Source organism: Amycolatopsis xylanica (assembly GCF_900107045.1).
Classification (GTDB): Bacteria; Actinomycetota; Actinomycetes; order Mycobacteriales; family Pseudonocardiaceae; genus Amycolatopsis; species Amycolatopsis xylanica.
This window is the reverse complement of the sequence record NZ_FNON01000005.1, coordinates 432034-444232: the sequence shown is the minus strand read 5'-3', so window position 1 is coordinate 444232 and position 12199 is coordinate 432034. Positions and strand designations below refer to the sequence as shown.

The 12199-nt window shown below is 68.2% G+C and carries 11 protein-coding genes; 5 read left to right on the top strand and 6 right to left on the bottom strand.

Annotation, left to right across the window (positions count from 1 at the left end):
* Window positions 1–11: 11 nt before the first annotated feature.
* Window positions 12–533 carry a snapalysin family zinc-dependent metalloprotease gene (locus BLV57_RS24965; RefSeq protein WP_091292611.1) on the bottom strand — a complete coding sequence of 174 codons (522 nt, stop codon included), beginning with the start codon at window positions 531–533 and terminating at the stop codon, window positions 12–14.
* A 228-nt stretch (window positions 534–761) separates the two neighbouring features.
* Between BLV57_RS24965 and BLV57_RS24960 the strand changes: the two genes are divergently transcribed.
* Window positions 762–2678, top strand: a complete 1917-nt coding sequence (locus BLV57_RS24960; RefSeq protein WP_091293227.1) for an ABC1 kinase family protein — start codon at window positions 762–764, stop codon at window positions 2676–2678.
* Window positions 2679–2682: 4 nt separating this feature from the next.
* Here the strand turns inward: BLV57_RS24960 and BLV57_RS24955 are convergent, their stop codons facing one another.
* On the bottom strand, window positions 2683–3144 hold the full coding sequence (locus BLV57_RS24955) for a hypothetical protein (RefSeq protein WP_091292610.1): 462 nt from the start codon (window positions 3142–3144) through the stop codon (window positions 2683–2685).
* Between the two features lie 79 nt (window positions 3145–3223).
* On the opposite strand from BLV57_RS24955, the gene BLV57_RS24950 reads away from it, so the two are divergent.
* Both BLV57_RS24950 and BLV57_RS24945 read left to right on the top strand, forming a co-directional pair.
* A complete protein-coding gene (locus tag BLV57_RS24950) occupies window positions 3224–4429 on the top strand; it encodes an HNH endonuclease signature motif containing protein (protein WP_091292608.1) in 1206 nt (401 codons plus the stop codon).
* 46 nt (window positions 4430–4475) lie between these two features.
* The gene (locus BLV57_RS24945) at window positions 4476–4919 is read left to right on the top strand and encodes a VOC family protein (RefSeq protein WP_091292606.1); all 444 of its coding nucleotides are present in this window, start codon (window positions 4476–4478) and stop codon (window positions 4917–4919) included.
* Between the two features lie 36 nt (window positions 4920–4955).
* Here the strand turns inward: BLV57_RS24945 and menC are convergent, their stop codons facing one another.
* Both menC and BLV57_RS24935 read right to left on the bottom strand, forming a co-directional pair.
* Window positions 4956–6065, bottom strand: coding sequence for an o-succinylbenzoate synthase (gene menC, locus BLV57_RS24940; RefSeq protein ID WP_091292604.1), 1110 nt, complete (start codon window positions 6063–6065; stop codon window positions 4956–4958).
* Entirely contained in the window at window positions 6062–6850 is a 789-nt protein-coding gene (locus tag BLV57_RS24935) for a chorismate synthase (RefSeq protein ID WP_091292602.1), read from the bottom strand. The genes menC and BLV57_RS24935 overlap by 4 nt, the downstream gene beginning before the upstream one ends.
* A gap of 108 nt (window positions 6851–6958) precedes the next feature.
* On the opposite strand from BLV57_RS24935, the gene BLV57_RS24930 reads away from it, so the two are divergent.
* Window positions 6959–8521, top strand: a complete 1563-nt coding sequence (locus BLV57_RS24930; RefSeq protein ID WP_218134873.1) for a PucR family transcriptional regulator — start codon at window positions 6959–6961, stop codon at window positions 8519–8521.
* Here the strand turns inward: BLV57_RS24930 and BLV57_RS24925 are convergent.
* Together BLV57_RS24925 and BLV57_RS24920 are read right to left on the bottom strand one after the other, a co-directional pair.
* Complete coding sequence (locus BLV57_RS24925; protein WP_425426038.1) at window positions 8502–9860, bottom strand: amino acid permease; 1359 nt, start codon at window positions 9858–9860, stop codon at window positions 8502–8504. The genes BLV57_RS24930 and BLV57_RS24925 overlap by 20 nt on opposite strands.
* A 251-nt stretch (window positions 9861–10111) precedes the next feature.
* Entirely contained in the window at window positions 10112–10645 is a 534-nt protein-coding gene (locus BLV57_RS24920; protein WP_091292600.1) for an RNA polymerase sigma factor, read from the bottom strand.
* Here BLV57_RS24920 and BLV57_RS43695 point away from each other — a divergent pair.
* A complete protein-coding gene (locus tag BLV57_RS43695; RefSeq protein ID WP_342741220.1) occupies window positions 10537–12126 on the top strand; it encodes a serine/threonine-protein kinase in 1590 nt (529 codons plus the stop codon). The genes BLV57_RS24920 and BLV57_RS43695 overlap by 109 nt on opposite strands.
* The last annotated feature ends 73 nt before the right edge of the window (window positions 12127–12199 follow it).

The window sequence follows — 12199 nt, the reverse complement described above, 5'->3', positions numbered from 1 at the left end:
CCGGGAGGGAACTAAGAGACGGTCTTGAACTCCTGGACGGCGGCGAGGCCGTTGATGAAGTTCTGCTTCACCTGCGCGGCTTCGCGCGCGTCCGGCTTGGCGTTCAGGCACGACGTGCCGGGGCCGTGGCCGGACATGAGCTCCGAGCAGGGGCCGGTGTAGTGGTCCGGCAGGCCCAGGTTGTGCCCGATCTCGTGCGCGATGATCCGGGTCGGGCTGTACTGGCCCGCCTGTACGGTGTCGATCACGATCGTGCCGCGCCCGTGGCCGTTGGTGTTCGTGTACGAGCCGCCGCCGCTGACCTGGCGGAAGGTGATGGTGCCGGTGCTGCGCTTCACCAGCTTCACGTTCGGCACCGCGGCGTTCCAGTTGGCGATGGACTGGTCGAGCTGCGCCTGGTACCCCGGCAGGCCCGCCGGGTTGAGGTAGATGGTGGTGGTGACCGCCGCTTCCGCGCCGGGTGCGGAGACCAGCACCGGCGCCGCGATGGCCATGGCCACCCCGAAGGCGCGCGCGAACCCGCGTCCGTTCATTGTTTTCTCCCTTTCACTGCCTGGGCGGAATGTGGGAAAGAAAGCAACCGCGCTCGACGACGTTAGGGCTCGGTTCACGACGACGGCCACGTCCGAAAGTAGGGGACTCACCCTCGAGAGGGAGACGAGCCCACCTCGGGTACCGGGCCCGCGCGGAGATTCGTGTGGTCTGATCTTGCGGTGACCTCGCTGCTGCTCGGGCTGTTGACCCTGCCGACCTACCTGCTGATGCTGTGGCCGCTGGTAGTCGCTTCCCGGCGGGTGCTCGGCGTGCACATCCGCGCGTCGCGCGCGCTGCTCGGCGCCGGCTTCGGCTGGCTGACCGCCGGCGGGGTGCTGGCCGCGATGCCACAGGACGCCATCCGGAACCCGAAACTCTTCGCCGCGTTGCTGATTCCCGTTGCAGGCAGCGCTTTTCTCGCGACACTACTGTTCCTCTTCGTCGCCGAGTTCGCGGCGCCGAGCGGTGAGGGCATCGGCCTGCTCGGCCGTCTGCGGTCGGTCCGCAACCGCATCGGCCGCGCGCGGCGCTACTCGCAGATCAGCCGGATCGCGGTCCGCCACGGCCTCGGGCCCTACCTGACCGGCCGCCGCGATCCCGGCGCCGCGCGTTACGCGAAATTGGCCCGTTCCCTGCGTCAGGCTCTCGAGGAAAGCGGCGTCACCTTTGTCAAACTTGGGCAATTGCTGTCGACTCGTCCTGATTTGCTGCCGCCGGTATTCATCGAAGAATTGAGCAGACTGCAGGATCAGGTCGCCCAAGCGCCCGCGGCCGAGGTCCAGCAGCTCCTGCGCGACGAACTCGGCGCGCCGCCCGAAGAGGTCTTCGCCGAATTCGACCCCATCCCGCTCGCGGCCGCCTCCATCGCCCAGGTCTACCGCGCGAAACTGCGCTCAGGCGAGGACGTGGTCGTGAAGGTCCAGCGGCCGGGTGTCCAGCAGATCGTCGACCGCGACCTCGACATCGTCCGCCGCGTCGCGGCCTCCCTCGACCAGCGCGCGAAGTGGGCCAGCGCGCTCGGCGTCGTCGACCTCGCCGAAGGTTTCGCCGAGGCGCTGGCCGAAGAGCTCGACTTCCGCGTCGAGGCCCGCAACATCGCGGCCGTGTCGGCGGCCTACGACTCCGCCGAGATCGGCCTCCCCACCGTCCACAAAGCACTGTCCACCGACCGCGTCCTGGTCATGCGCAGGCTCGACGGCGTCCCACTCGCCGCCGCGAAGAACACCGTTCCCGCCGAAAAGCGCTCAGCGCTGGCGAAGTCCCTTTTGGACTGCCTGTTGCGCCAGGTGATGCTGCACGGCGTGTTCCACGCGGACCCCCACCCCGGCAACGTGCTCCTGCTCGCCGACGGCAGGCTCGGCCTCCTCGACTTCGGCTCGGTCGGCAGGATCGACTCGAGCCTGCGCGGAGGTCTCCAGAACCTCCTGCTCGCACTCGACCGAGGCGACGCCGCCGCCCTGCGCGACGGCCTGCTCGAGATCGTCGACCGCCCCGACGAGATCGACGAGCGCCGCCTCGAGCGCGCGCTCGGCGCGTTGGTGGCCAAACACTTCCACCACGGCCAGGCCCCGGACGTCGAGATGTTCACCGACCTGTTCCGCGTGGTCGCCGAGTTCAGGCTCGCCGTGCCCGCCCCGGTCGCGGCGGTGTTCCGGGCGCTCGCCACCATGGAAGGCACCCTCGCGCTCCTCTCGCCTGGCTTCGACATCGTCGTCGAGTCCCGCGCCTTCGCGACCGCGCAGATCGGCGCGGGCCTGCGCCCGGATTCCCTGCGCCGCACGGTTTCCGACGAGCTGATGACCCTGCTCCCAGTCATCCGCCGCCTCCCCCGCCGCCTGGACCGCATCGGCAGCGCACTCGAGGAAGGCAGGCTTTCGCTCAACGTCCGCCTGTTCTCGGACGAGCGCGACCGCAAGGTGATCACCGGCCTCGTGCACGAGGTCCTGCTCGCGTTCGTCGGAGCCGCGACGGGACTCATGGCGGTGCTGCTGCTGACGAGCACCGGCGGGCCGCGCGTGACCGCCGACCTCACGCTCAACCAGGCGTTCGGCTACAACCTGCTGGTGATCAGCGCGCTGGTGGGCCTGCGGCTGCTCTTCGTCGTCTTCCGGCAGCATGGACCGCGGACACGATCACCCCGATGACGGTTCAGGCCAGCCGCACACGCTCGTCGATCAGGTGCGTGGGCTTGCCGAGAAAGAGATCGCCCGCGGTCGCGGCCGCGACGACGTTGAGCGTGTCGAGCCGATAGCTCCAGGAGCCGTCACAGAATCCGACGAAACGGTAGTTGATCCGCCAGCGCAACCACTCGCCCTTCGCCAGCCGCACCGGCGGCGGTCGGTATCGCCGAAACGGCTGGCCTAGCGCGGAGGCCAAGAGTTGCACATGCAGCAGACCGTCTTCTTCTTGCAGCATCACATCCGCGGGCAGGGTCGCGCCCATACTCATGCGCGGTTCGAACCCGTCCCGCTCATTCATCAGCACTTCGTGCGCCGGTTGCCCGCCGGGCACGGGAAACGCGACCGGAACGGCATTCCGCCGCGCGGCACCCGCGCCACCTCGTGACGCCTTGGTCCACGACGTGCGTACCCACTGAAGCTGTGACTCCATCGGGTGATTTCACACCTTTGTGCGGCATGCGCACAGATTTTTGTGGCGGACAGTGTCTCATGCCTCTATATTCGAACATATGAACGAACAACGAAGACATAGCCCCTATACAGGTCAGCCGCCCTCGGCGCTGCTCACGGCAGACCTGTCCCCACTCAGCGCCGACAAACGCCTCGACGTGATCGCGGCAGCCGACGAGGCCCGGTCCCAGGCCGAAGCCGCCTACCTGCGCAGCGTCGACGGCTTCGCCGAGGCGGTCAAGGATCCACGGGAGGCCGTGGATCTCCTGGCGGTCGAGCGCAAGATCTCCACGGTGCGCGCGGACCGGGACATCGCGCTGGCCCGCAAGCTGCTGCACCTGCTACCCGCCACCTTCGCCGCACTGGCGGAAGGCAGGCTCAACCGCGCCCGCGTCGACATGATCGACCGCGCCACCACGGGCTTGTCCGACGAGACCGCCCGCGCCGTCGACGCTGCGATCAGCGAGCTGGCCTGGCTCAAGAACCCGCAACAGCTCGGCTATCTCCTGCGCCGCACCATCCTCGCGATCGATCCCGACGGCGCGGCCCACCGCCGAGCCACGGCGAAAAAGAATCGCCGGGTGTCCGTGGAGAACGACTACGACGGAATGGCCACCCAGCACTGGCATGACACGGCCGAGAACATCAACGCGGTCCAAGACCGCATCGACACCATCGCCCGCGAACTCCGCCGCAAACGCGATCCCCGCACCATGAACGAACTCCGGGCCGACATCATGCGAGACCTGTTGCTGGGCAAGTACTCCAGCAAGACCGTCGCTCATGTCTACGTCACCGGCAACGCCTCGACCATCCTCGGCCTGGACGACCTCCCCGGCACCCTCCGCGGTTACGGCGCCATCACCGCCGACCAGCTCCGCGAGATCGCCTTCAGCCTGAAGGCCACCTGGACCGGCGTCCTGGTCGACGACGGCGGCTACCCCAAGAAGATGGCCGAGAAGAAGTACCGCCCCAGCGCGGCGCTCAAGGAATTCGTCCAGCTACGCGACAACACCTGCACCTTCCCGGCCTGCTACCGCGTAGCCGACAAGACCGACTACGACCACCTGCGGCCCTGGAACCTCAACGGCCCCACCGACAGCGAGAACGGCCGATGCGAATGCCGCCGCCATCACCTGGCCAAACATTCCGGCCGCTGGAAGGTCGAGGTCGGAGCTGACGGCGAGAACATCTGGACCTCAGCCACCACCTTGCGCAGCTACTCCAAGACCCGCGAGCCCCTGGTCTCCCCGATGCCAAGCTAGGTCCGCGAACCACGTCTCCATCCTGAACGCCACGAAAGGAATCTCGATGTCCGTCCGCTATCAGTTGGTGATCGACTGCGCCGATCCTAACCGCCAAGCCAACTTCTGGGCTGCAGCACTGGGCTACGAGTTGGCCCCGCCCCCGGCCGGTTTCGCTACCTGGGACGACTATTACCGCGACCTGGGGCTGCCGGAAGAAGCGTTGACCGGCGGCGCGGATCGGATCAGTGACCCGCAGGGCGGAGGACCAGCCATTTGGTTCAATGCGGTCCAGGACGCGAAGACGGTGAAGAACCGGCTGCACATCGACATCCACGCCAGCGGCGACCGGGCAGACCCGATCCAGACGCGGAAGAAGCGAGTGGACGCCGAAGCCGACCGCCTGGTGGGCTTGGGCGCGACCATCACTGTTGTCATGTACCAGGAAGGAATCGACCATTACGCGGTCGGGATGAAGGACCCTGAAGGGAACGAGTTCGACATCAACTGACCGACGGGAGGAACCACCAACGTAAGTGTTCGGGAGCTAGCGCGAGTACAGCACCCGCCGAGAAGTCGTGAACCGCTTCACCGCATCAGGCAACGGCTCAATCCCGATCCCCACCCCGGTAGGCACCCGGACATGCCCATCCTCGACAACGAACGGCTCAGTCAAGTCTTCAGCGAAATACCGGCTCGAAGCAGAAAGGTCACCCGGCAGCACAAACCCCGGCAAAGCCGCCAAAGCCAGATTCGGCGCACGCCCGATCCCCGTCTCCAGCATTCCGCCGCACCACACCGCGACCCCGTTGGCCATCGCGACATCATGGATCCGCCGAGCCTCCAGGTACCCACCGACCCGTGCGGGCTTCACGTTGATGATCTGGCAAGCGTCCATGGCGAGAGCCGTGGCCGCGTCCCGCGCCGAAGTGATCGACTCATCAAGGCAGATCGGTGTCCGCATCCGCTGGGCCAGCACCGCGTGCCCACGCATGTCGTCCTCGGGCAGCGGCTGCTCGATCAGCAGCAGATCGAACTCGTCGAGCCGCCGCAGATGTGCGGCGTCCGCCAGCGAGTAGGCCGTATTCGCGTCCACTTGCAACGGAAGCTCATACCCGAACCGCTCACGAACCGCACGCACCGGCGCGACATCCCAGCCAGGCTCGATCTTGAGCTTGATCCGGACGTAACCCTCGCTCAGATACCGCTCGACATCATCCAGCAGCTCAGGCAAAGACGCTTTGATGCCAACGGAAACCCCAGCCGGAACCCGCGACGCGGTCGCGCCGAGATACCCGCCGATCGTCATACCGAAAGCACGAAGCTCAGCGTCCAGCACGGCAGTCTCGAGAGCCGCCTTCGCCAAGTGATGCCCTTTGACGAAAGCCATCGCCGGCCCCACCCGAGAGGCGGAAACCTCGGGCAGCGCGACGACACTAGGCACCAGGCAGGTGGCGAGCACGATCTCGGCACCCGCCACGAATTCCGAGCAGTACAACGGTTCCGGGTCGGCCGCGAACTCCGACCAGCCCTCCGCACCGTCGGCGACGACACGCAGCAGGAACGTGTCCTTGCTCGTCATCGTGCCGAATGAGGTCCGGAACGGCGAGACCAGCGGGATCTCGACGTGCAGCAGTTCGACCAGGTCGATTTTCACGAGTCCGCTCCTCTGAGGGTGTACCAGCCGTCCCGGGACATCCCGACCACGCGATAACCGCGGTCGAACGCGCCGATGAACACATCGCGGACCGCCTTGCGCCAAGCGATGGCGGCTTCCGGGTCACGGCCACGCAGCTCCACGATGTCCGCGGGGACGCGGCAGAAGAGCAGGTCGTCGCGGTGCGCCGTGAGCGGCTTGCCATCCGGCGCGGTCAGGTCGGACAACGCGCCTTCCCGATCGTGTTCGAGCGCGGGCGCGGCCGCGGACAGGTCCCAGCGGGCGGTCACGCGGTCGCTTTCGTCGCCGGCGTTGAGGCCGTCGTTCATCGGGCCGTAGAAGTCGACCAGGTACTCAGTGCCGACCGCGCCGAGCTTCGCCATGTTGAACCTGGCGTTCCGGCCGACCAGCGGGTCGAAGGTCCACGACATGACCTGCGCGCCTTCACGCAACGCCCAAACCCGCTGCGCCTGCTTCAACGCGAACCCGACTCCACGATCAGACGAAGACGTCCCGGCCAGCAAGGAGTAGACCGCGCGCTCACGAGGTGGCTCGAAGACGGCCACCGCCGCACCCGCGAGCCGGCCGTCGGCGTAAGCGCCGATGATCGAGCCGCCCGCGTGCACCAGGCTGCGCAACGTCTCGGCGGGCAATGGCTCCTCGGACGTTCGCCAGACCTGCGCGAAGAACCCAGCGACCCGCGCGATCCCGTCGACGTCCTCGACCAGCCGGATCTGGACACCGGCCGAGGCCGCAGCTTGCTGAGCCACCGTTTCCGCGTTCACCCGTCTGAGTCTGGCCAAGGACACCACCCCGTCGAACTGGCCGGTCCGCCAACAGCGGTACTCGCTCGTTGGCGTTCCGGCCAACGATGCGGGGTACCGTGAACAACCGTGACCCTCGAATCGGATCGGCCGAGCACACTCGCCGCGCTGGTCGACGTGCTCGGCGAAGCGGTGATCCGGCTGGTCACCGCCATGGATCGCGAAGTGCGTGAGGCGATCCTGTTCGACACGCAGGCGCCGCTGCCCGAAACCCGCGACGGCCTGCTGCTGGCCGTCGGCGTCACCCAGCGCGCGGCACGGGCGGTGATCCGCGACGCCGCGAAGGCGGGGTTCGCCGGTGTCGTGGTCAAGGACTACGGCGAGCCCGTCGGCGACCTCGCGGCCACCGCCGAACGGGCGGGGATCGGGCTGCTCGTCGTCGGCGACGAGGTGCCGTGGCACAGCGCCCACCTGCTGATCTCGTCGACATTGAGTACCGGAGCGACCGGCGGCGCGACCGGACCGGCGCTCGGGGACCTTTTCGCGCTCGCCAACGCGATCGCGGCCGCGGCAGGCGGGGCGACCGCGATCGAGGACCCGCACCAGCGCATCCTCGCCTACTCGACGCTGCGCGGCCAGGACGTCGACGACGACCGCAGGCAGGGCATTCTCGGCAGGCAGGTGCCCGGCGGCGAGGCCAACACCGAGCAGTACCGGATCCTGTTCCACGGCAACGAGGTCAAGCACTTCCCCGCGCTCGGTGACGGCCTCCCGAGGCTGGCCGTGCCGGTGCGCGCCGGCGGCGAGGCGCTGGGCTCGATCTGGGTGGTCGACAGCGGTTCGCTGGCGCCGAACGCCGAAGAGGTGCTCGGCGGATCGGCCGCGACGGCCGCGCTGCACCTGCTGCGGATCCGCGCCACCGAGGAACTCGCCCGCCGCCAACAGGGACGGCAGCTACGGAGGCTGCTCGAAGGTGAAGCCGGTCCGTCCGATGTGGATGAAGAGGTTCCCGTCCGGGTGGCGGCCTTCGCGATCACCGGCTCGGAGACCGGGCCGGGACGCGAACAGGCGACGCTCAGGTTGCTCGATCTCGTCGCGTTGCGCTGCGAAGCCCGCTATGGACGCCAGTCGTGTGTCCTCATCGGACGGACGGTCTACGCGCTGCTCCCCGGCAAGGACGATCAGCGCAAAATCGCCGAAGACATCGTCGCGCAAGCGTTTTCGTCTTTGCGTGTCCCCGTCGTCGCGGGTCTCGGCGGTGTCGTCGCGACGCCCGCCGACGCGGTCCAGTCCCGCGAGGACGCCGACTTGGTGCTGCGCGTCCTGTCCTTAGGAGTCACCGTTCAGTCAGGAGTCGCCGCGGTCGAGGACGTCAGCGGCCAAGTCGCCGTGCTGCGCCTGAGAGCAGTGCTCTCGACCGACACCCGGCTGCGGCAGGGACTGTGGCAGCGGCTGGTCGACCACGACGAGCGCCACGGCACCGAACACGCCAGGACCGTGCTCTGCTACCTCGACTCGGCATGCGACGTGGCCGCCACCGCGCAGCGGCTCGCCGTGCACCCGAACACCTGCCGCTACCGGCTGCGCCAGATGCAGGAGCAGCTCGGGTTCGACCTGGCCGATCCCGACGAACGGCTCGTGCTCTGGCTTCAGCTGAGAACGCTGGCCGGGATCACGCTGCCTGGTCGTTGAGCCGTGACCGCCTGATGCCGTAGCCGAAGTACAGCGCCAGCCCGCCCACCATCCACAGCCCGAACGCGACCCAGGTGATCGCGCCGAGGCTGAACATCATGTACACGCAGAACCCGACCCCGAGCAGCGGCGTCACCGGCGAGAACGGCACCCGGAACGTGCGCCGCGCGTCCGGATTGCGCCGGCGCAGCAGGATCACGGCGAGGTTCACCAACCCGAACGCGAACAGCGTGCCGATGCTGGTCGCGTCGGCCAGGCTGCCGAGCGGGACGAACGCGGCGAGCACCGCGATGAACAGCGACACCAGCACGGTGTTCGACGCCGGCACGCCTTTGCGGTTGACCTTGGCGAACACACCGGGCATCAATCCGTCGCGCGACATGGCGAACAGGATCCTCGTCTGTCCATACAGGACCGTGAGCACCACGCTGGAGGTCGCCACGACCGCGCCGACCGAGAGCAGCAGCGGCCAGATCGAGCCGCCGCCGGTGGCGTCCGAGAGCACCTGGCTCAACGCCGCTTCGGCGCCCTCGAACCGGCCCCACGGCATCGCGCCGACGGCCGCGAGCGCGACCAGGCAGTACAGCGCGGTGATGATCACCAGCGAGAGCACGATGGCGCGCGGCAGGTCCCGCTGCGGGTTCTTCGCCTCCTCGCCCGCGGTCGAAGCGGCGTCGAAACCGATGTAGGAGAAGAAGAGTTTCGCGCCGCCCGCGCTCATCCCGGCCAGCCCCAGCGGGAAGAACGGGGTGAGGTTCCCGGCCCGCAACGCGGTGAACGCGACCGCGCAGAACATCAGCAGCGCGCCGATCTTGATGGCGACCATGATCGCGTTGACCCGCGCGCTCTCCTTCGCGCCGCCGAGCAGCACGACCATCGCGAGCACCACGACCGCGACCGCGGGCACGTTGACCACGCCGCCGGCGCCCGGCGGCTGGCTAAGCGCGTCGGGGATCGCGAACCCGAACAGCAGCCGCAAAAGCTCGTTGAGGTACTGGCCCCAGCCAACGGCGACGGCCGCGACGGACACCCCGTATTCGAGGACCAGGCACCAGCCGCAGACCCAGGCGATGAGCTCGCCGAGCGTGGCGTAAGTGTACGAATAGGACGATCCGGAGGCCGGGATCATGCCCGCGAGTTCCGCATAGGACAGTGCGGAGAACAAGGCGGTGATACCGGCCAGTATGAAGGAGACCACGATCGCCGGGCCCGCGACGGGCACCGCCTCGCCCAGCACCACGAAGATCCCGGTGCCGAGCGTCGCGCCGATGCTGATCATCGTGAGGTGCCCGAGGCCGAGCGAACGCTTGAGCCCGCCCGCGTGCTCGGGTTCGGCCATCAGGTCTTCGAGCGGCTTGCGGCGCACGAGCCGGCTACGCAGCCTGATTCCCACCTGCTCCACCACACCGGGTCCCTTCGTCAGTGTTCAGAGCAGCGTGCGCCACCTCACCCGATCGAGTAAGTGGCCGAATCGCCAAGACAACGGCCTCGGCATTGACCGATCGGCCAACGACCGCCGCCTCGCGTGACACGACCAGGACAGCGATGACAGCAGCTCGAGCAGTCCAACGCGTGCTGCCCGCCCGGGTCTCAGCCGAGCAGCTGCTGGATCGCCTGCCGCGCGTCGTGGACCTGCGACTTCACCGTGCCGAGCGGGCTATCCAGTTCCTCAGCGATCTCGGCGTAGGTCAGCTGGGAGATGTCACGCAGGATGAAGGGCCGCACCACCTGCGGTTTGCTCGCGTCGAGTTTCTCCAGCGCGTCGAGCAGGTCGAGCCGCGAGCCCGCGATGACGCTGGTGGTGCGCGGATCAGGCCGCAGCTCGAGTGCCTCATCTCCGGAGAGCCGTTCCGACCGGCGCTTCAACGAGCGGTAGGTGCTGAGCGCGCTGTTGGACACGATCGTGTGCAGCCAGGTGCTGAACTTGCTGCGCCACTGGAAGCCGGCGAGGTTGGCCGAGACTTTGAGCAACGCGTCCTGGCAGGCTTCCTCGGCGTCCTCGCGGCACGGCAAGAATCGGCCACAGCGACGCAGGACCTCCGGTTCGATGCGGCGCAGCAGCCGGTCCATCGCCGCCGGGTCGGTCGCGGCTTCGGCCGCCAGCGCCTCGACGTCGGCGTCCATCCCGTGCCCCCTCGGAAACGTTTACCATCGAGCCGGGGGATCTTATCCGGGGGTGCATCATCGAGCAGATCGGGCGCTATCCCGTCGAGCGCCTGCTGGGGGCGGGCGCGTTCGCGTCGGTGTGGCTGGCGCGTGACGACGAACTGGGTTCACCGGTGGCCATCAAGGTGCTGGCGGACAATTGGGCTTCGCGGCTCGACGTGCGCGAGCGGTTTCTCGCCGAGGCACGGCTGTTGCGGCAAGCCGACTCCGAGCGTGTCCTGCGTGTGCTCGACATCGGAGAGCTGCCCGACGGCAGGCCGTACTTCGTCACGAGCTTCGCCGACGGCGGCAGCCTCGAAGATCGCCTCGACGGGCCCATGCCCGCCGAGGAAGCGTTGCCCATCCTCGTCGACGTGGCCGAGTCCGTCTGTGTGCTGCACGCGATGGACGTGGTCCACCGCGACCTCAAACCGTCGAATGTGCTCTTCCAGGGCGACCGGCTGGTCTTGGCGGATCTCGGCCTCGCGAAAGCGCTCGCGCACGGCTCCGGCCTGACGCAGATGGCGGGTTCACCCGGGTACATGGCGCCGGAACAGGCACGCCAGGCGGGCATCGTCGACGAGCGCACCGACGTCTACGGGCTCGGCGCGCTCGCCCACCGGCTGCTCACCGGCGCGACCGTCGGCGACCCCGGCGCGCCGCCGATCCCGAAACCACTCGGCGACGTCGTGAAGAAGGCACTCCAGCCCGACCCTGCGAAACGCTGGCCGACCATGCGCGCGCTCGCCGACGAGCTGCGCGGCGATCTGCCGCGCAAGCGGTCGAAGAGAGCACTGGTGATCTCGCTGTGCGCGACACTCGTGATCGCTGGGGCGGCTGCGGTGTGGTGGTTCGTTCCGCGCGACACCAAGGCGAATACGGCCGCGGTGAACACCCCGGCGCCCGCACAGACCCCGCCGCCGTCTCCACCGTCCACAAGCGACGCACCCGCCTCGTCCGCCGCCGCCCCGAGCTCGAGTTCGAGCACACCGCCGCCGACCTCGACGAAGCCCCCGGTCGACCCCAAGCTCTGCAAGGCCGAAGAAATCAAGGTGGACCACAACGAGGCGGGACGCGGCAACGGCAACGACATCCGCTGGGGCGCCGGCCTGTTCTTCCACACCAAGACGCGGGCGTGCGACGTCGACGGCTACCTGACCGACTTCCGGCTGGTGACGGCGGACGGCAAGGTGCTGCCTCGTAAATTCGGCGATGGCACGGGATCACCGCAGCGCGTCACCCTCACCCCCGACCCGCCCGGTTCGGCGGGCTACTGGGCCGAGGTATCCCTCACCTGGTCCGCCGAAACCAACAAGGACGGCTCCGCGCCACAGACCCCGGCCCGCGCCGAGTTCCGGCTGCCGGGATCGAGCACGTGGATCAAGGTTCCGTGGGGCATGGGCCCGGTCAGTGACCAGATACCCGTCGAGGTCGGACCCATCGGGCCCGCCGTGAACTAGGTCACAGAACTCGGCCCAACTTTGTGCGCTCCGGCGGCATCTCACCAGAGGTAAAGCACCAACACCTTGGGGA